Annotated in this window: 18 protein-coding genes; 7 read left to right on the top strand and 11 right to left on the bottom strand. The window is 63.6% G+C overall.

Going from position 1 to position 18,416, the window contains the following annotated elements:
* Positions 1 to 134 precede the first annotated feature (134 nt).
* The 5 genes from AC1VON_RS05725 to AC1VON_RS05745 all read left to right on the top strand — a co-directional run bounded on the left by AC1VON_RS05725 (position 135) and on the right by AC1VON_RS05745 (position 5,365).
* Complete coding sequence (locus tag AC1VON_RS05725; RefSeq protein ID WP_172347537.1) at positions 135 to 1,409, top strand: ABC transporter substrate-binding protein; 1,275 nt, start codon at positions 135 to 137, stop codon at positions 1,407 to 1,409.
* 130 nt (positions 1,410 to 1,539) lie between these two features.
* Entirely contained in the window at positions 1,540 to 2,406 is an 867-nt protein-coding gene (locus AC1VON_RS05730) for a carbohydrate ABC transporter permease (protein WP_483120881.1), read from the top strand.
* A complete protein-coding gene (locus AC1VON_RS05735; RefSeq protein WP_483120883.1) occupies positions 2,403 to 3,215 on the top strand; it encodes a carbohydrate ABC transporter permease in 813 nt (270 codons plus the stop codon). Before AC1VON_RS05730 ends, AC1VON_RS05735 begins: the two co-directional genes overlap by 4 nt.
* Before the next feature lie 15 nt (positions 3,216 to 3,230).
* Positions 3,231 to 4,277, top strand: coding sequence for an NAD(P)-dependent alcohol dehydrogenase (locus AC1VON_RS05740; protein WP_172347534.1), 1,047 nt, complete (start codon positions 3,231 to 3,233; stop codon positions 4,275 to 4,277).
* Positions 4,278 to 4,279: 2 nt separating this feature from the next.
* A complete protein-coding gene (locus AC1VON_RS05745) occupies positions 4,280 to 5,365 on the top strand; it encodes an ABC transporter ATP-binding protein (RefSeq protein WP_172347533.1) in 1,086 nt (361 codons plus the stop codon).
* Between the two features lie 8 nt (positions 5,366 to 5,373).
* Here the strand turns inward: AC1VON_RS05745 and AC1VON_RS05750 are convergent, their stop codons facing one another.
* The 9 genes from AC1VON_RS05750 to gcvA form a co-directional block, all read right to left on the bottom strand.
* On the bottom strand, positions 5,374 to 6,960 hold the full coding sequence (locus AC1VON_RS05750) for an FGGY-family carbohydrate kinase (RefSeq protein ID WP_483120885.1): 1,587 nt from the start codon (positions 6,958 to 6,960) through the stop codon (positions 5,374 to 5,376).
* A complete protein-coding gene (locus AC1VON_RS05755; protein ID WP_483120886.1) occupies positions 6,957 to 7,640 on the bottom strand; it encodes an HAD-IA family hydrolase in 684 nt (227 codons plus the stop codon). Before AC1VON_RS05755 ends, AC1VON_RS05750 begins: the two co-directional genes overlap by 4 nt.
* A gap of 15 nt (positions 7,641 to 7,655) precedes the next feature.
* Entirely contained in the window at positions 7,656 to 9,134 is a 1,479-nt protein-coding gene (locus tag AC1VON_RS05760; protein ID WP_172347530.1) for a mannitol dehydrogenase family protein, read from the bottom strand.
* Positions 9,135 to 9,288: 154 nt separating this feature from the next.
* Complete coding sequence (locus AC1VON_RS05765; protein ID WP_483120888.1) at positions 9,289 to 10,059, bottom strand: L-iditol 2-dehydrogenase; 771 nt, start codon at positions 10,057 to 10,059, stop codon at positions 9,289 to 9,291.
* On the bottom strand, positions 10,056 to 11,060 hold the full coding sequence (locus tag AC1VON_RS05770; RefSeq protein ID WP_483120890.1) for an ABC transporter ATP-binding protein: 1,005 nt from the start codon (positions 11,058 to 11,060) through the stop codon (positions 10,056 to 10,058). The genes AC1VON_RS05765 and AC1VON_RS05770 overlap by 4 nt, the downstream gene beginning before the upstream one ends.
* A 70-nt stretch (positions 11,061 to 11,130) precedes the next feature.
* Positions 11,131 to 11,955: a carbohydrate ABC transporter permease gene (locus tag AC1VON_RS05775; protein WP_056568523.1), complete on the bottom strand. Its 825-nt coding sequence runs from the start codon at positions 11,953 to 11,955 to the stop codon at positions 11,131 to 11,133.
* 11 nt (positions 11,956 to 11,966) lie between these two features.
* Positions 11,967 to 12,839 carry a carbohydrate ABC transporter permease gene (locus AC1VON_RS05780; RefSeq protein ID WP_483120891.1) on the bottom strand — a complete coding sequence of 291 codons (873 nt, stop codon included), beginning with the start codon at positions 12,837 to 12,839 and terminating at the stop codon, positions 11,967 to 11,969.
* 123 nt (positions 12,840 to 12,962) lie between these two features.
* The gene (locus AC1VON_RS05785; RefSeq protein WP_172347526.1) at positions 12,963 to 14,273 is read right to left on the bottom strand and encodes an ABC transporter substrate-binding protein; all 1,311 of its coding nucleotides are present in this window, start codon (positions 14,271 to 14,273) and stop codon (positions 12,963 to 12,965) included.
* A 223-nt stretch (positions 14,274 to 14,496) separates the two neighbouring features.
* The gene (gcvA, locus tag AC1VON_RS05790; protein WP_483120893.1) at positions 14,497 to 15,402 is read right to left on the bottom strand and encodes a transcriptional regulator GcvA; all 906 of its coding nucleotides are present in this window, start codon (positions 15,400 to 15,402) and stop codon (positions 14,497 to 14,499) included.
* Between the two features lie 110 nt (positions 15,403 to 15,512).
* Between gcvA and AC1VON_RS05795 the strand changes: the two genes are divergently transcribed.
* A complete protein-coding gene (locus AC1VON_RS05795) occupies positions 15,513 to 15,698 on the top strand; it encodes a hypothetical protein (RefSeq protein ID WP_483126278.1) in 186 nt (61 codons plus the stop codon).
* Positions 15,699 to 15,765: 67 nt separating this feature from the next.
* On the opposite strand, the gene AC1VON_RS05800 is transcribed toward AC1VON_RS05795, so the two are convergent.
* Positions 15,766 to 16,725 (bottom strand): sugar-binding transcriptional regulator, encoded by a 960-nt coding sequence (locus tag AC1VON_RS05800; protein WP_172347524.1) that lies wholly within the window; start codon positions 16,723 to 16,725, stop codon positions 15,766 to 15,768.
* A 245-nt stretch (positions 16,726 to 16,970) separates the two neighbouring features.
* Between AC1VON_RS05800 and AC1VON_RS05805 the strand changes: the two genes are divergently transcribed.
* Complete coding sequence (locus tag AC1VON_RS05805; protein WP_172347523.1) at positions 16,971 to 17,603, top strand: HAD family hydrolase; 633 nt, start codon at positions 16,971 to 16,973, stop codon at positions 17,601 to 17,603.
* Here AC1VON_RS05805 and AC1VON_RS05810 read toward each other — a convergent pair.
* Positions 17,600 to 18,367: a class II aldolase and adducin N-terminal domain-containing protein gene (locus tag AC1VON_RS05810; RefSeq protein ID WP_483120895.1), complete on the bottom strand. Its 768-nt coding sequence runs from the start codon at positions 18,365 to 18,367 to the stop codon at positions 17,600 to 17,602. The two genes, AC1VON_RS05805 and AC1VON_RS05810, sit on opposite strands and share 4 nt — an antisense overlap.
* Between the last annotated feature and the right edge of the window lie 49 nt (positions 18,368 to 18,416).

An 18,416-nucleotide genomic window follows, 5' to 3' on the forward strand; every position in this document is an offset into this window, starting at 1 on the left:
TGCAACGGGGCTTCTAGCTTGGTCCGGTTGAACTCCTCATTTTGGCGACGGGTCGCTTGTCGCTCGGGCGATGGTGAGGATCGCAGACCCCGAGGATGTCCGCTTCCCGCGAGTGTTCCTGGAGGAGAAAATCAATGAAACCAATTCGGCTCGCTGCGGGCTTGGGCGCAGCTTTCATGCTTTCCGCTACCGTATCAACCATCGCGCTGGCGCAGGCGCCGGTCTGCTCGGCGCCGGTCAAGGTGCTGGCGCAGCCAAGAGACGGCCTGACGCTTCTGGAGGATTCCAAGGCCGAGTTCGAGAAGCTTGCCGGCGCCGGCTTCCAGATCGACTATCTGAACGAGAACGACCGCCGCGCGAAATCGCGCGCCGATGCGTCCACCGTCGGCAACTACAACGTCTACTATGTCGACGAAGCCAATGTCGCTCTGTTCGCCTCGTCGAAATGGATCGTGCCGCTGACCGATTATTATCCGGCTGACTACGATTATGCCGACTTCGATCCCGGCCGCCAGAAGGTCGCGACCTATGACGGCAAGGTCTGGTTCGCGCCGCTGACCGGCGGCGGCGACCTGATGGTCTACCGCAAGGACGTGCTCGAGGCCGCCGGCATCAAGCCGCCGAAGACACTCGACGAACTGATCGCCGATGTGCCGAAGCTCACCAATCCGGACAAGGGCATGTATGGCATCGCGCTGCGCGGCGCACGCGGTTCGGGCGCCAATGTCTGGCGCTGGATGCCCTTCTTCAAGGCCTATGGCGGTCAGTGGTTTGATGGCGACAAGCCGGTCTTCAATTCGGACGCCGCCGTCAAGGCGACCGAAACCTATCTGAAACTCTTCAAGGATTCGGCCCCCGGCACGCAGACCGGCAGCTGGGATGAATCGACCGGCGCCTTCCTCTCCGGCCAGGTCGCCATCCTCGTCGAATCGACGCCGCTGTCGGGCATGGCGGTAGATCCGAAGACCTCGCAGGTGGTCGGCAAGATCGGCTTCCTGCCGCCGCCCTCGCCACTGCCCGGCGGCGGTTACGGCCATGGCCTTGCCATCGCGGCGAAGGCCAATGCCGATGATGCCTCGAAGAAATGCGCCGGCCTGTTCATCGCCTGGGCGACGTCCAAGGAAAACGAGAAGCGCAGGCTCGATGCCCACCAGTTCGGCGAGCTGAACCGCACCAGCATCCTGTCCAGCAAGGAATTCGCCGATATCTATGGCGCCGATCTCGGTCAGGCGCTGGCCGAGACCGGCAAGGTCACGGCGGTGAACTTCTGGCAGGATCCGCGCTGGCCGGATCTCGGCGACCGTTGGGGCATCATCCTCGAGGAACTGGTCACCGGCACCCGCACCGACATCAAGGGCGGCCTCAACGAGCTCGAGGCCTATGCCAACGATCTGGCGAAGAAGAAATAGAGCCATCCTCCCGCCCGTGGCGCGCGGTCCGCGACATTGTCCGCAATGCCGGGACCTGCGCGCCGCGGGAACTTTGCCCAACGAGTAAGTCATGCCGACACGATCGAGACGCAAGCGAGGATAGATGCCAATGGCCCGACGCACGTCGCTCCCTGTCACCTTCGTCGTTCCGACCATCGCCATCCTTCTGGTGCTGTCGATGGTGCCGACGCTCTACGCCATTGTCATCGCCTTGCAGAATCGCGAGTTGAGCACGCCCGACTATTCCTGGGTCTGGCTGTCGAACTTCGCCGACCTGTTCCTCGACCGCCGCTTCCTCAATGCCGTCTGGGTGTCGGTGAAATGGGAAATCGTCACCGTTGTCGCGACCATGGTGGTGGCGATCGGGCTCGGCGTGCTGATGTTCGAGGTCGCCAGCCCACGGCTGCGCAATGTCTACTGCCTGCTGTTCATCGTCCCGGTGCTGTTGCCGCGCGTCTCTGCCGCCTTCGTCTGGAAGTTCGCCTACCATCCGCTCTACGGCATCGCCACCTACCCCTACAGGCTCATCACCGGCGGGCTGATCTTCGACCCGCTGTCGAAGCCGGCGACGGCGTTGTTCGCCGTTGCGTCGGTCGATGTCTGGCAATGGGGCCTGTTCTTCGCCGTCATCGTGCTGAAGCTGCTCGAAACCCTGCCGCCGCAGCCGATCGAGGCTGCACGGCTCGACCATGCCAGGCGCTGGCAGATCCACGCCTATGTGACCTTGCCGATGCTGAAGGCACCATTGATCAGCCTGATGTTCGTCAAGATGATCGAATCGCTGCGCTCCTTCGACCTGATCTATGTGATGACCCGCGGCGGGCCCGGCGTGGCCACCGAAACGCTCGACATGTACGCCTTTTCGCAAGGCTTCATCGAGTCCGGCAAGGTCTCCTACGCCTCGGCCATGGCCGTGCTGATGATGATCGCCACCGTCATCACCTTCACCATGCTGTGGAAGCGGGTGCAGGCATGAAGCCCGGCAGGCTGATCGGCAAGGCGATATTGGCGCTGGCTGGATTCCTGGCCGTGTTTCCGCTGCTGTGGACGGCGCTCAACGCGCTCAAGAACAATGTCGACATCATCACCCGCGTGCCGCGCCTGGTGTTCACGCCGACATGGGCCAACATCAGCTACATCCTTGGCCGCGACAGCGTGCTCACAGGGCTCTACAACTCGGTCGTCGCCTGCGGCTCGGCCGTGCTGATCGGTGTCGTGCTCGGCCTGCCGGCGGCCTATGCGGTGGCGCGCTATCCCAACCGATGGGCCGGCGACATCCAGTTCTTCGTGCTGTCGCTGCGCTTCCTGCCGCCGGTCGCGGTGGCCATCCCGCTGATGGTGATCTGGCTGCAGGTCGGCCTCTACGATACTTTGCCGGCGCTGATCATCACCTATTGCCTGCTCACCATCTCGGTGATCATGTGGCTCGCCATCCCCGCCTTCCAAGGCGTGCCGAAGGAGATCGAGGAAGCAGCCTTCGTCGACGGCTATGGTGCCTATTCGGTGTTCTGGCGCATCGCGCTGCCCGTCGCCGCCCGCTCCCTGGCAGGGGCGGTCGCCTTCAGCTTCGTGCTGGTCTGGAACGAATTCCTGATCGCGCTGATGCTGTCGAGTTCCAACGCCAAGACCTTGCCGATCGTCGCTTCGGAACTCTCCCAGCAGGGCATGAATGTGCCGTGGGGCATTCTGAACGCCTCGGTCGTGCTCTTGTCGCTGCCGCCGCTGCTGTTCCTCGGCGTGCTCAGCGGCTTCCTGAATTCCGTTTTCCGGCAAAAAAAGACTTGATGTGAGGATTTCCCGATGCGGGCACTGGTGCTTGAGAAAAAAGGCGAATTGTCGCTGCGCGAGATCGCGTTGCCGCTCGATGTCGGGCCGGACGACGTCAGGATAGCCATCCACACGGTCGGCGTCTGCGGCAGCGACGTGCACTATTACACGCATGGCGCCATCGGCAGCTATGTCGTGCGCGCGCCGATGGTGCTCGGCCACGAAGCCGCGGGGACGATTGTCGAGATCGGCGCCAATGTCGAGACGTTCAAGGTAGGCGACCGCGTCTGCATGGAACCGGGCGTGCCGAACCTGTCGTCACGCGCGACCAAGCTCGGCATCTACAATGTCGATCCGGACGTACGCTTCTGGGCGACGCCGCCGGTGCATGGCGTGCTCGCGCCCTACGCCGTGCACCCGGCCGCCTTCACCTACAAACTGCCCGACAATGTCTCTTTCGCCGAGGGTGCGATGGTCGAACCCTTCGCCATCGGCATGCAGGCGGCAAGCCGTGCCCGGATCGTTCCGGGCGATGTTGCCGTCGTCGTCGGCTGCGGCCCGATCGGCATCATGATCGCGCTTGCCGCTCTTGCCGGTGGTTGTTCGAAGGTGCTGATCTCCGACTTCTCCGCGCCCAAGCTGGCGATTGCCGCGCAATATGCCGGCATCGTGCCGGTCAATATCGGCGAGCAGTCGCTGGCCGATGCCGTTGCCGCCGCGACCGGCAATTGGGGTGCCGACATCGTCTTCGAGGCCAGCGGCAGCCCGAAGGCCTTCGCGGGCCTGTTCGATATCGTGCGGCCGGGCGGTGCGGTGGTGCTGGTGGGCCTGCCGGTGGAGCCGGTCGCCCTCAACGTGCCGGCTGCGATCTCCAAGGAGGTGCGCATCGAGACGGTGTTCCGCTATGCCAACATCTTCGACCGTGCCTTGCAACTGATCGCTTCCGGCAAGGTCGACCTCAAGCCGCTGATCACCGGCACCTATGATTTCTCCGACAGCATCAAGGCATTCGAGCGGGCTGCCGAAGGCAACCCGCAGGACGTCAAGCTGCAGATCCTGCTCAGCGGCGAGAAGGGCTGACCATGTCCGCGATCGTTTGCTCCCATGTCGACAAGGCCTATGGCGCCACCACGGTGATCCGCGACCTCAATCTCAGCATTGAAGAGCACGAATTCGTCGTGTTTCTCGGCCCGTCCGGGTGCGGCAAGTCGACCTTGCTGCGCATGCTGGCGGGGCTGGAGGACATCAGCGGCGGCGAGGTCTCGATCGGCGGCAAGGTGGTCAACGATCTCGATCCGGGCGACCGCGGCATCGCCATGGTGTTCCAGAACTACGCGCTCTATCCGCACATGACGATCTTCGACAACATCGCCTTCGGTTTGCGGCGCCAGAAGGTGCCGGCGGCCGATATCCGCAAGCGGGTCGAAGCGGTATCGAGGACGCTTGGGCTCGAACCCTATCTCGGCCGCAAGCCGGCTGAGCTTTCCGGCGGCCAGCAGCAGCGCGTGGCGATTGCGCGGGCCATGATCAAGACACCAAAAGTGTTCCTGTTCGACGAGCCGCTTTCCAATCTCGACGCCAAGCTGCGCAACCATATGCGCGTCGAGATCGCGCGCCTGCACCAGTCGTTGAAGACCACCACCGTCTACGTCACTCATGACCAGCTGGAGGCGATGACGCTGGCCGACCGCATCGTGCTGCTCAAGGACGGCGTCATCGAGCAGATCGGTTCTCCGGCGGAAATCTATCGGCGGCCCGGCAACATGTTCGTCGCCGGGTTCATCGGCACGCCGAACATGAATTTCATCGAGGTAACGGTCGGCCGCTCAGGCAATGGCTGGATATTGACCGGTGCCGGAACGGTTCTTTCGGTCGAGGGCCGGGGGTTTCATCTGCGGCATGGCGACCGCGCCGTGCTGGGCATCCGGCCTCCGGACCTGAAGACGGCCGGTGCCGGTGACGCCGGCATATTGCAAGGCACGGCCGATCTCATCGAATTCCACGGCAATGACGCGCTGGTGACATTCGGTTCCGGTGGCAAGGAGATCAGCGCGCTGGTTCCGGCACGTGAATGCCCGGTGCTGAACGCCCCTGTGCGCTACACATTCGAGGAAGAAAGCATCCATCTGTTTGACGCGGCATCGGGCGCCTCGCTGCGCAAGCAGTAGTGCAAAGCCTACCGTATCGCGTCGAGCGCCTGCCGCTGCCGGTGCATTTCCAGGAATATCCGGTAGTCGCGATCGAAGCGGGCGCCGGCGACCGGGTTGGCGGCACGCCTCTTGCCGCCCTGCTGCATGGCAAGGCAGGCGGCGTTGAGGTCGGGAAACAGCCCGGCGGCGGTGGCGGCGACCATGCCGGTGCCGAGCAGTACCGCCTCGTCGGCCAGCGGTTCGACCACCGTGCAACCGGTGGCATCGGCGTAGAGCTCCATCAGCAGCGGGTTCTTGGTGTGACCGCCGGTGACATGCAGCGTGTCGATCAGATAGCCGTTCTCGTTCAGCGCCTCCAGCACATGACGCACGCCGAGCGCGATGCCGACGGCGGTACGCCAGTAAAGCTTGCACAGGCTATCGAAGGAGGAATCCAGCGTCAGCCCGCTGACAACGCCGACGGCATGCGGATCGGCCAGCGGCGAGCGGTTGCCGTGGAAGTCCGGCAGCACATGCAGCCGCGCGGCGAGGTTCTCCCCTTCGGCAGCGCGCAGTTCGGTGACACGCCTGGCGATCCTGGCGTGCATCGCGGCGTCGGGCTCGCCGCCGGCGCCGTGCCAGCGGATGATGTGGTCAAGCAGGGCGCCGGTGGCCGACTGGCCGCCTTCCGACAGCCACAGCTTCGGCAGCGCCGCGCCGTAATAGGGACCCCAGACACCGGCGAAAGGCTGCGGATCGGGCGACATTGCCATGACGCAGCTCGACGTGCCGGCGATCAGCGCCAGGTGACGGCCGATATCCTGTTCATCGCCGACAAAGCCGCCAAGCACGCCAAGCGCGCCGGCATAGGCGTCGATGACCCCGGCGCCGACCCGGCAGCTTTCCGTCAGGCCGAGCTCCGCCGCCGCTTGCGCCGTCAGCGGACCAATGTCGGCGCCGACCGGACTGGCGCGCTCCGGCAGATTGCCGTGCTCGAAAAGGTCATCCAGGCCGACGATTTCGAAGAAATCGCGCTGCCATGCGCGTTCCTCATGCGCCAGATAGGTCCACTTCGCCGTCAGCGTGCATTGCGAGCGGGCCAGCGAGCCGGTCGCCTGCCAGGTCAGGAAGTCGGCCAGGTCGAATAGATAGCCGGCTTCATTCCAGGTCCTTGGCAGGTTGCGCTTCAGCCACATCAGCTTCGGCGTTGCCATTTCCGGCGACATCACGCCGCCAATATAGTTGAGCACCTCGTGGCTGCTCGCCGTGCATTCGTCGGCCTCGGCAATGGCGCGGTGGTCGAGCCAGACGATGGTGTCCCAACGCTTGTCGCCGGTGGTCGAAACGCTGAGCTGATCGCCCTGCCGGTCGCGCACCACAAGAGAACAGGTGGCATCGAAGGAGATGCCGACAATTTCTTGCGCCGCGACACCGGCTTTTTCGCGGGCGGCACGCACGGCGGCGCAGACGGCCGACCAGATATCGCGCGAATCATGCTCGGCATGATCGGGTTTTGGCTGGTTCATGGCGATCGGCCGATCGGCACGGCCGAGCAAGGTACCACTGGCGTCGAGAATGCCCGCGCGAGCGCTCCCGGTGCCGACATCGACCGCGCAAACAAACTGTTTCGTCAAGATGCTCTAACTCTCGCTCCCATGCCTGCAATCAGATCGGGCAACTGCAGCATGTCAGCGAATATAAAGTCCGGTTCACTCGACGCAAGCCGCGCTTTCAAGGCGGGGTTGCCGGCATGCGAGCCGCCGGTGAAGGCGAAGACGCGCATGCCGGCCGCGCGCGCCGCCGCGACGCCGGCCGGACTGTCCTCGATGACGAGGCATTTGCGCGGATGGGCCCGCATGCTGGCCGCGGCATGCAGGAAAAGATCGGGCGCCGGTTTTCCCTTGGCGACCATGGTGGCGCTGAACAGATGCGGCTCCATCAGCCCGAGCAGGCCGGTCACGTCGAGCGCGTATCGAATGCGTTCCAGCGTGCCGGAAGAGGCGACGCAGAACGGCAGGCCAAGCCTGGGCAACATCTCCTTGATGCCTGGGATCGGCTGCAGTTCCTCACGGAACTTTCGCATCAGGTCGACGCGCATGGCGGTAAGGTGCTGGTCGGTGATCTCCAGGCCGAAATCGCGGCCAAGCATTTCGCGCACGCTTTTCATGCTCTTGCCGAGGAAGTGTTCGTAGGCGGCATCCACGCCGATATTGCCGCCGGCGAGTTCGATCATGCCAAGCAGCGCCGAGACGGAGAGCGCTTCGCTGTCGACCAGCACGCCATCGCAGTCGAAGATGACCAGTTCAGGCGTCATGATATCGAATGGCTTTCAGAGATTGCCGGCGAGATAGCGCGTCAGCGTGGCGCGGGCGCCATTGGCCCACAGGACGCCGAGCGCGTGACCGAAGGCCTCGACGAATGCCGTGGCGCGGCCGACATCGCCATAGATGTCCTCCATCGCCAGCCAGGCGGCGGGCGCATCCTTTGCCGCCTTTGCCGTCGCCTGCAGCCGGTCCCAGCTCGGGTCGTTGGGTTCGATGATGGCGCCGCTGTCGGTCGTGCCGAAGCAGTAGCGGCACCAGAGGGCTGATTCCAGCGCCAGCCCGGCAACGCCTTTGCCGGCCTTGAGTCGGTCGGCAATGGTCGGGATGATGAATTTCGGCTGACGATTGGAGCCGTCGAGGCAGAGCCGGCGCACCGTGTCGCCGATCTTGGGATTGGAGAAGCGCTTCTCGATGAGTTGGTAATAGTCCTCCAGCACCGTGTCCGGCACCGGCGGCACCGTCGGAATGATCTCGTCATGCTCGAGCTTGTCGAGAAAGCCGCGCACCAGCGGCTCCTGCATCGCCTCATGGACGAAATGGATGTCCATCAGCCCGGCGGGATAGGCAATGGTGGCATGGCCGCCGTTGAGGATACGGATCTTCATCAGTTCGTAAGGCGACACATCCTTGACGAACTGGACACCGACCTTCTCCAGGGCCGGCCGGCCGGCCGTGAAGTGATCCTCCAACACCCATTGCTTGAAGGGCTCGCAGAACACCGGCCAATTGTCTTCCAGGCCGAAATCGTCGGCCAGAATCTTGCGCTCGCGGTCGGTGGTCGCCGGCGTGATTCGGTCAACCATGGCGTTTGGGAAAGCGACCTTGTCGCCCACCCATCCGGCAAGCTCTTCGTCGATCAGGCGGGCTAGCCCAATGACGCCGTCCGAGGTGACGTGGCCGTTATGGGGAATGTTGTCGCAGGACATGACGGTGAACGGCACGATGCCGTCAGCGCGCCGCCGCACCAGTCCGGCAAGGATGATCCCGAACACGGTTTTCGGGGTCGCGCCCGGTTGGGCGTCGGCGACGATGTCCGGATGAGCCGGGTTGAACTTGCCGGAGGCCGGATCGATGAAGTAGCCACCTTCGGTGATGGTCAGCGACACGATCTTGATCGCCGGATCGGCCAGCCTGTCTATGATGCCGGCGGCATCGCCCGGCGTCAGGAAGTCAACCATGGCGCCGGTGACGCGGGCGCTCATATGGCCGTCATCCTGCTCGACGACCGTGGTCAGCCAGTCCTGCTCCTGGAGCTTGCCGCGACCGATCTTCTCGCCCTCGAACACACCGGCGCCGACCAGGGCCCAGTCATGGCCGACACCTGAATTGAACAGATCGTCGAGATAGACGGCCTGGTGCGAGCGGTGAAAATTGCCGACACCGAAATGGACGATGCCGGCCTTCAGCTTGGCACGGTCGTATTTCGGACCCGCAACCTTGGCGGGAAGGTTCGCGAGATTGGCGGAAGAGAGTTTCACGGTCATCTGTTTTACCCTTTGGCCGGCTCCGGCCTCGTTATTCCGCCTCTCCCGGTCCAGCCGGGAGAGGATAAGGGGCGGCATGCCCGCGAAGGCCGATGCAACCTCCGATGTTGGCCTCTGCGCCTCGCGGAGGGACGAGAAACAGAGGCCGCCCCCCTCAACTCATCCATTGGCCGCCATCGACATTGTAGGTCTGGGCGACGATGTATTCGGCATCGGCGCTGGCGAGGAAGACCGCCATCCCGGTAAGGTCCTGGGCCGTGCCCATGCGGCCGTATGGCACCGCCTCGCCGACCAGTTTCTTCTTCTCGCCCCTAGGGCGGTTCTCGTATTTGGCGAACAGCGAATCGACATGATCCCAGTGCTCGCCATCGACCACGCCGGGCGCGATGGCGTTGACGTTGATGCGATGCTTGATCAGGTCGAGCCCCGCCGACTGGGTCAGCGAGATGACGGCGGCCTTGGTGGCGCAGTAGACGCCGACCAGTGCCTCGCCGCGCCGTCCGGCCTGGCTTGCCATGTTGATGATCCTGCCGCCCTTGCCCCGCGCGATCATCGAGCGCGCAGCCGCCTGCAGCATGAACAAAGTGCCGGCGACATTGACCGAGAACAGTTTCTCGTAGCTCGCCCTGGAGATGTCGACGATCGGCGCCAGGTCGAACAAGGCGGCGTTGTTGATCAATATGTCGAGGCCGCCGGTCCGGCTCTCCACCGCCTTCACCGCGGCGTCGATCGATGCCTGATCCGTGACATCGAGCTTGACCGCATAGGCCTTGTCGCCGATCTCGGCGGCGGATTTCTGCGCCGCTTCGAGGTTGATGTCGGCAATCGCCACCGTGGCGCCCTCGCGCGCATAGGCTTCGGCGAAGGCCCTGCCGATGCCCCGCGCCGATCCCGTGACCAGCGCCGATTTGTCCTTCAGCCTCACTTCGCCATCGCCTTGCCGTCAGGGCCGAAGCGATGCAGCTTGGCCTTGTCGGGGGTGAGATAAATCGTGTCGCCGTGATGGACGGCCAGCTCGCCGTCGGCGCGTACCGTCAGCGGACCGACGCCCTCGGCTTGGACATGCAGGAAAGTGTCGGAGCCCAGATGCTCGGCAACGCCGACGGTGGCCTTCCATTCGCCCGCCGTGGTCGAGATCTGCATGTGCTCGGGCCTGATGCCTATGGTCTTGGCGCCATATTTGTCCGCCGGCGCGCCCTCTATGAGGTTCATCTTCGGTGAGCCGATGAAGCCGGCGACGAACAAATTGTTCGGGGTCTTGTAGAGCTCCATCGGTGAGCCGACCTGCTCGATATTGCCTGCGTTCAGCACGACGATCTTGTCGGCCATGGTCATGGCTTCGACCTGGTCGTGGGTGACATAGATCATGGTGGTCTTCAACTGATGGTGCAGTTCGCTGATCTCCAGGCGCATGGTGCCGCGCAACGCGGCATCGAGGTTGGAGAGCGGCTCGTCGAACAGGAAGGCCGAAGGCTGGCGCACGATGGCGCGGCCGATGGCGACGCGCTGGCGCTGGCCGCCTGAGAGCTGGCCCGGCCGGCGTTCGAGGTAGTTGGTGAGGTTGAGGACGCGTGCCGCGTCCTTCACCTTCTTGTCGATGGTGGCCTGGTCCTCGCCCGCCATCTTCAGCGGGAAAGCGATGTTCTTGGCCACCGTCATATGCGGATAGAGCGCGTAGGACTGGAACACCATGGCCAGCTTGCGCTTGGCCGGCGCCTCGCCGGTGACGTCACGGCCGTCGATGTTGATGGTGCCGCCGCTGGTATCCTCCAGCCCGGCGATCAGCCGCAGCAGCGTTGACTTGCCGCAACCCGACGGGCCGACGAAGACGACGAACTCGCCATTCTCGATCACCAGGTCGAGGCCGGGGATGATTGACGTCGCCCCGAAGGACTTGGAGACGTTCTTGAGCGTGATGTTTCCCATGGTTTCCTCCCCGGGGGGTTATTGTCCGTCGTCTGTTGCGTGCGGCGGTATTATTTCTCGGCGCCGCCCGCTATTTGACCGCGCCAAAGGTCAAGCCGCGCACCAGCTGCTTTTGGCTGAACCAGCCCATGATCAGGATCGGCGCGATCGCCAATGTCGAGGCGGCCGAAAGCTTGGCCCAGAACAGGCCTTGCGGGCTGGAGAAGGAACTGATGAAGGCGGTCAGCGGAGCAGCATCCGTGGTGGTCAGGCGGATCGTCCAGAACGCCTCGTTCCAGGCCAGGATGATGTTCAGGAGCATGGTCGAGGCAATGCCGGGCACCGCCATCGGGGTCAGCACATAGATGATCTCGTTCCACAGCGATGCGCCGTCCATGCGGGCCGCTTCCAGGATTTCGCCGGGGATCTCGCGGAAGTAGGTGTAGAGCATCCACACCACGATCGGCAGGTTGATCAGCATCAGCATGACCATCAGGCCGATGCGGCTGTCGAGCAGTCCGAGGTTGCGGAAAATCAGGTAGATCGGGAACAGCACGGCGACCGCGGGCATCATCTTGGTGGACAGCATCCACATCAGGATGTCCTTGGTCCGCTTGGTTGGCGAGAAAGCCATCGACCATGCCGCCGGAATGGCGACCAGCAGGGCCAGGATGGTCGAGCCGACCGAGAGCAGCACCGAATTGAAGAAGAACTTGAAGTAGCCGCTTTGCGCCTGAACCTCGGTATAGCTCTCGAACGTTCCCGACGGGATCAGGTTGAAGCCCTGGATCGCCTCCTGTTCCGACTTGAACGAGGTGATGATCGTGTAGAGGATCGGGAAGAAGATCAGCAGGGCCACGATCCAGGCGGCAACTGTCGCGATCGTCTTGTGCTGGGTGGTGACTGCACGGGCCATCTTGTCCTCCCTTACTTGTCGAGGTTCTTGCCGACCGCGCGCATGGCGAAGAAGGCGACGATGTTGGCGAGAATGACGGCGATCACGCCGCCCGCGGATGCCTGGCCGATTTTGAACTCCAGCAACGCCTTCTGGTAGACGAGGAAGGGCAGGTTGGTGGAGGCGTAGCCGGGACCGCCATTGGTGGTGACGAGGATCTCGGCATAGACCGAGAGCAGGAAGATCGTCTGGATCAGGATGACCACGGTGATGGCGCGCGACATATGCGGCAGCGTCAGGTAGATGAAGCGGCTGATGAAGCCGGCGCCGTCCATTTCGGCGGCTTCCTTCTGCTCGCCGTCGAGAGACTGCAGCGCGGTCAACAGGATCAGTGTCGCGAAAGGCAGCCACTGCCAGGCGACGATGATGATGATCGCCGTCAGCGGGTGCTGCCCGAACCAGTCGATCGGTTGCGCCCCGAAGAAGCGCGCTATGTCGGCGAACACCCCATATTGCGGGTGCATGATCATGTTCTTCCAGACCAGTGCGGCCACCGGCGGCATGACGAAGAACGGCGAAATGACGAGGATGCGCACGATCCCCTGTCCCCACATCGGCTGGTCGATCAAGAGCGCCAGCAGGATGCCGCCGATCACCGTGATCAACAGAACACTGACCACCAGGATCAGGGTGTTGAGGATCGACTGCAGGAAGGCGGGGTTGGAATAGAACAGCGCGTAGTTGGAAAAACCGACGAATCCGTCGCGGATCGGGTTGAGCGGATTGTACTGCTGGAAGGAGAACCAGAGCGTGAGTGCCAGCGGCACGATCATCCAGACGAACAGCAGCACAACGGATGGCGCCATCATGAAACGGGCAAGCGAACGGGTCTGCTGAGTAGCCATGACGGTCACCCTTCAATGGTCAGACTGAATTTTCACAGGCGTTGAAGGCGGCCGCCCGAGCTGGGAACTCGGGCGGCCGTTGCCGGTCGAGGAGGCAACCGGCATTCGGCACCGGGAGGAGCCTTACTTGATATACCCGCCCTCGGTCATCGCCGCGGTGGCGGCGTCCTGGGCCTGCTTCAGCGCATCGTCGACGCTCGACTGGCCGGCAAGGGCCGCCGAGAAGAGCTGGCCTACAGTGGTGCCAAGGCCCTGGAATTCAGGGATGGCGACGAACTGGACGCCGACATAGGGCACCGGCTTGACGGTCGGATGCGTCGGGTCGGCGGCGTTGATGGAGTCCAGCGTCATCTTGGCGAACGGAGCCGCCTTCTGGTACTCGGCATTGGCATAGAGCGAGGAGCGCGTGCCCGGAGGAACGTTGGCCCAGCCTTCCTTCGAAGCGACCAGTTCGGCATAGTGCTTGCTGGTCGCCCAGGACACGAATTTCTCGGCGGCATCGGCCTTCTTGGTGCCGGCGGGAATGGCCAGCGACCATGCCCACAGCCAGTTGCCGCGCTTGCCGAGGCCATTGTCGGGCGCCAGCGCATAACCGACCTTGTCGGCGACGGTCGAGTTCTTCGGATCGGAGACGAAGGACGCCGCGACGGTGGCATCGATCCACATGCCGCACTTGCCCTGCTGGAAGAGCGCCAGGTTTTCGTTGAAGCCGTTGGAGGACGCGCCCTCGGGGCCATCGGCCTTCATCAGGTCGACATAGAACTGCAGTGTGTTCTTCCATTCGGGCTGGTCGAATTGCGGCTTCCAGTTCTCGTCGAACCAGCGGGCGCCGAAGGAGTTCGACATGGCGGTCAGGAAGGCCATGTTCTCGCCCCAGCCGGCCTTGCCGCGCAGGCACACGCCGTTCACGCCATTGGCGCGGTCGGTCATCTTGTCCGCGGCCTGCTTGATGAAGTCCCAGGTCGGTGCGTCGGGCATCTTCAGCCCGGCCTTCTCCATCAGGTCCTTGCGGTACATGACGAAGGAGCTTTCGCCGTAGAAGGGCGCGGCATAGAGCTTGCCGTCGACCGAAAGACCGCCGGCAATGGCCGGAATGATGTCCTTGGCGTCATAGTCGTCACCGAGCTTGTCGAGCGGCAGCAGCCAGCTCTGCTTGGCCCAGATCGGAACCTCGTAGGTGCCGATGGTCATCACGTCATACTGGCCGCCCTTGGTGGCGATGTCGGTGGTGACGCGCTCGCGCAGCACGTTTTCTTCAAGCGTGACCCAGTTGAGCTGGATATCGGGGTTAGCCTTGGTGAAGTCGTCGGTCAGCTTCTGCATGCGGACCATATCGCCATTGTTGACGGTGGCGATGGTGATGGATTCGGCGTGTGCGGCGAAAGCGAGGGCGCTGGCCGACAACAAGCCCAGGGTGAGCGTGCGAAGTTTCATCAAATTCCTCCCATGAACCAAGATGAGCATTTGCCTTGGCTGTGAGCAATTACTCACTAAGTCTTAATTATGTCAAGCCGGATTCGATGCTGCAGCGCAGCACTCGACAGGTCGGATTCATAAGCGACGCATGGAAATTGGGGCGACGAACCGCGCCCTGTGCCGGGATATCAGGCGACGGGACAGGAAGGTCTGGAGGCTCGGGGCGGGTGCGAAGCGCCTGTCAGCAGGCGATCTCGGCAAGCAGCCAGTCGCGAAAGGCGCGGATCTTCGGCACGTTGCGGCGGGCCTCGGGATAGACCAGCCAGTAGGCGTGGCCATCGTCCCCGACCAGGTCGAAGGCCTGGATCAGGCGGCCGTCGGCAAGTTCGGCCTTGAACAGCGCCCGGGTCAGGATCGCCACGCCATGGCCGGCGATGGCCGCGTTGGCCTCATAGGCCTGCGCGCCCATGCTGCTGCCGGGCCGCTTGGCAAGGTCGTGCGAGTGCACGCCCGCGGTCTCGAACCACTGTGTCCACCAGATGTCGCCGGGATCGAGGATCGGCAGCCGCAGGAGGTCCGCCGGCTCCTTGACGCCGCCGATGCTCGCCGCGAGTTTCGGGCTTAGCATCGGCGTGAAATCGGCATCGAGCAGCTTGTGGGCCTCCAGGCCCGGCCATTTGCCGCCGCCCGAACGGATGGCGAGGTCGACATCCTCGCGGGCGAAATCCGTCAGCCGGCTCGATGTTTCGAGCCGCACGGCAAGGGCTGGATGGGCCATCTGGAACGAACCCAGATGGTGCGCCAACCAGTTCGAGGCAAAGGTCAGCACGGTGGTGACGCACAGCAAGCCATCCGCGCCGCCACGTGCCGCCGCATAGGCCTGGCCAAGGATGGCGAAGGCCTCGCTGACGGCCGGCGCCAGGCGCTGGCCGGCTTCGGTCAGCTCGATCTGTCGCGGTCGGCGCAGGAACAGCGGTGCACCGACGCGCTCTTCCAGCACCTTGATCTGATAGCTGACGGCAGCTTGCGTCATGGCGAGTTCCCCGGCTGCCTTGGTGAAGGAAAGATGCCGCGCCACCGCTTCGAACACCCGGATCGCCTGCAGCGGCGGGAGTTGCGAAATCTGTCGCGAGCCAAGGTCCGGCATAAAGCCTCCTTATGGGTTCTTATCGACGTTCGATTGGCAAAGGCGGCCGGCAAGACCGACATTCAGCGTCAACCGGTCATTCGGGATCAGGATAGCGAAGGTTGACGATCATGACCATGGCGCAACAAAAATGCACTCCCGCTCCAGATCATCGCTGGATTTCGTGGCTCACGGACGGATTCGGCTGGTTCGCGGTCAGGAAGAAGGCGCATCTCGACATCAGGGACCTGTCGCCGCATCTGCAGCGTGACCTCGGGTTCCTCGATGGAAACGACCCTTTCGGGCGGCACAGATAGCCTTGTTGGCTTTATCGCAAAGCGGTCGCCCTGGCCGCACCCGGCAAGCGGCAGCGTGCCCCCGAGGTCAGATGCCGGCCAGCAGGGCTGTCGCCGTCCGCTCGTCGGTGATGAGCCCATTGACCAGCCGGCGGTTCACGGCCGCCAGGATACCCGGCAGTTTCCGCTCGCCCATGGCCAGCGCGATAACCAGCGATTTTTCGCGTGACGGCAGCGAGGCCGACGACACCCGGTCGTTGGTGATGCCCTCGATCATGCGGCCTTCCCTGTCGAACACCCAGCCGACGATCTCGGCGATGCCACCAGCCTTCTGCAGGGCCTTCAACTCGCTTTCGGAAATGAAGCCGTCCTCGTAAAGAGGCGCCTTGGGGCCGAGGTCGCCAATGCCGATGAAGGTGACGTCGGCTTCCGCCGCAAGCGCCAGTGTCGGCTGGATCATCGGCTGGTTAAGCAGCATCTCGCGCTCCTGCGGCGAGGAGGCGATGACCGGCAGCGGCATCGGGAAGGAGCGCGCCTTGACCCTGTCGGCCATGGTGAAGATGACGTTGTAGAAGGCTGCCGAGCCGTCAGGCGAGATGTTGCCGGTCAAGGACACCACCTTGTGCTGCGGGCATTCCATGGGCGGCAATTGCTCGATCGCCGCCTTCAGCGTGCGTCCGGTGCCGATCCCCATGACGATCGGTGTCGGTGACCGCAGCCGCCGCTCGATCTCGGCGGCCGCCGCCTCCGCGATGCCGATGGTTGTGGAGGACGAATTGGGATCGCTCGGCACCACCTCGACCAGATCGAGCGCGAAGCGGGATCTCAGCCGTGCGGCGAGGTCCAGGCAGTTGGCGATCGGATGATCGACGCGAACCTTGATCAAGCCTTCCGACACCGCCAGCGACACCAGCCGCTGCGCCGTCTGCCGCGAAATGCCGAGCGTGGCGGCAATCTGGTCCTGTGTGTTGCCGGCGACATAATAGAGCCAACCGGCGCGCGCCGCGTCGTCCAGCCTGTTGCTGCCACCATCCTGCCGGCTATTCACGTCCTGCCTCCCGAAACCGCTGCTCACAGGAGCGGTCCGCTCCCAGTTTCGCAGGGAACGGCTTCCTGCGCAATTGTCAATCGCAAGGGCAATTGCCTGCCCTTGCGCGACAGGGATTTTCCCGTCGGCGATGTTGCGATGCGGAAAGCAGGGTGGCGTCGGGTCCGGTCGCGGCCAGCTTCTGTGATCCCGAAGGTTTATCTCTCGGCGCAAACCCTTTAAGGGGATCGCAAAAGGAGCTCTGCATGACACCGAAGGCGGTTTTCTGGGACATGGATGGCACGCTGGTCGACAGCGAGCCGCTGCACGAGGCAGCCCTTGTGGCGGCAATGCGCAATGTCGGCCTCACGCCGCCATCCGACCTGCATGAGCGTGTCCTCGGCGTTGCCGCCTGGCCGGTCTATGAAATGATGCGCGACGAGTTCGGCCTGGACTTGGCCTTCGACGACTGGATCGTGCGTAAATACGACCATTACCTGCCGCTGGTCGAGGGCTTGCGGCCGCGCCCCGGCGCGATCGAGGTCTTCAATGAATTGCGGGCGCTTGGCGTTCAGCAAGCGGTGGTCTCCAATTCCGACAGGCTGATCGTCGATGCCAACCTGCGCGCCGTCGGCCTCTTCTATCCCGGCATGAAGACGATCAGCCGCAACGACGTGCGCGAAGGCAAGCCGCATGCCGAACCCTTCCTGCGCGCGGCCTATCTGGCCGATGTCGATCCCGCTCACGCGGTCGCGGTCGACGACAGCTGGCCGGGCACCATGGCGGGGCTGGCGGCGGGCATGAAGACGATCTTCTGGCCGGAAAAGCCGATGGAAGGACCGCCCGGCGCCATCGTCATCAATAGCGCCGAGGAATTGCGGGCTCAGCTCGGGCTCTAATTCCGGTAAACCGGCTCTTCCTCGTCGAGGATCGCCTTCAACTCGCTGAGATGGCGCTCGGCCTGGCCGGGATAATCATCCATCTCGCTGGCCGCCTTCTCGGCGATGGCGTCGGACAGCGTGCGCAGCGGGCGGCCGGTCCACAGCGCCTTGATATAGGTCTCGGCGGCGCGTTCGAAATAGAACATGCGGTTGAAGGCGTCGGCGACCGTGTCACCGATCACCAGCACGCCGTGATTGCCCATCACCATCACCTTGACCTTGGGATCGGTGAGAAGCTGCGAGCAGCGCTCGCCCTCTTCCTCGAAGGCCAGGCCGCCATAATGCGCATCGACGACATGGCGGTTGAAGAACATCGCCGAATTCTGGTCGATCGGCGGCAATGTCGAATCGGCCAGCGAGGCCAGCACCGTGGCATGGATCGAATGGACATGCATGACGCAGCGCGCATGCGGCACGTTGCGGTGGATGGCCCCGTGCAGGCCCCAGGCCGTCGGATCCGGCGCGTTGGGCCCCGACAGCGTGTCCGGATCATTGGCGTCGATCATCAACAGGTCGCTCGCCTTGATGCGCGAGAAATGCACCTGGTTGGGGTTCATCAGGAACTGCGTGCCGTTCTCGTTGACCGCCAGCGAGAAATGATTGGCCACCGCCTCATGCATGTTGAGCCGCGCCGTCCAGCGAAAGGCACAGGCGAGATCGACGCGCTCCTCATAGAAGGGCAGGTTGGTCAGCGTTTCCTTCTGCAGGCGGGCGATGCTCATCGAAAATCCTCCGGTTTTGGCCAGAATGCCGTGATCGACGGCTGCTCGC

It is taken from the genome of Mesorhizobium sp. HAY1-8B, from assembly GCF_056868045.1.

Coding starts and splice junctions, on each gene's coding strand:
- AC1VON_RS05725 (WP_172347537.1), top strand. CDS start 135: ATGAAACCAATTCGGCTCGCTGCGGGCTTGGGCGCAGCTTTCATGCTT.
- AC1VON_RS05730 (WP_483120881.1), top strand. CDS start 1,540: ATGGCCCGACGCACGTCGCTCCCTGTCACCTTCGTCGTTCCGACCATC.
- AC1VON_RS05735 (WP_483120883.1), top strand. CDS start 2,403: ATGAAGCCCGGCAGGCTGATCGGCAAGGCGATATTGGCGCTGGCTGGA.
- AC1VON_RS05740 (WP_172347534.1), top strand. CDS start 3,231: ATGCGGGCACTGGTGCTTGAGAAAAAAGGCGAATTGTCGCTGCGCGAG.
- AC1VON_RS05745 (WP_172347533.1), top strand. CDS start 4,280: ATGTCCGCGATCGTTTGCTCCCATGTCGACAAGGCCTATGGCGCCACC.
- AC1VON_RS05755 (WP_483120886.1), bottom strand. CDS start 7,640: ATGACGCCTGAACTGGTCATCTTCGACTGCGATGGCGTGCTGGTCGAC.
- AC1VON_RS05760 (WP_172347530.1), bottom strand. CDS start 9,134: ATGACCGTGAAACTCTCTTCCGCCAATCTCGCGAACCTTCCCGCCAAG.
- AC1VON_RS05770 (WP_483120890.1), bottom strand. CDS start 11,060: ATGGGAAACATCACGCTCAAGAACGTCTCCAAGTCCTTCGGGGCGACG.
- AC1VON_RS05775 (WP_056568523.1), bottom strand. CDS start 11,955: ATGGCCCGTGCAGTCACCACCCAGCACAAGACGATCGCGACAGTTGCC.
- AC1VON_RS05780 (WP_483120891.1), bottom strand. CDS start 12,839: ATGGCTACTCAGCAGACCCGTTCGCTTGCCCGTTTCATGATGGCGCCA.
- AC1VON_RS05785 (WP_172347526.1), bottom strand. CDS start 14,273: ATGAAACTTCGCACGCTCACCCTGGGCTTGTTGTCGGCCAGCGCCCTC.
- gcvA (WP_483120893.1), bottom strand. CDS start 15,402: ATGCCGGACCTTGGCTCGCGACAGATTTCGCAACTCCCGCCGCTGCAG.
- AC1VON_RS05795 (WP_483126278.1), top strand. CDS start 15,513: ATGACCATGGCGCAACAAAAATGCACTCCCGCTCCAGATCATCGCTGG.
- AC1VON_RS05805 (WP_172347523.1), top strand. CDS start 16,971: ATGACACCGAAGGCGGTTTTCTGGGACATGGATGGCACGCTGGTCGAC.
- AC1VON_RS05810 (WP_483120895.1), bottom strand. CDS start 18,367: ATGAGCATCGCCCGCCTGCAGAAGGAAACGCTGACCAACCTGCCCTTC.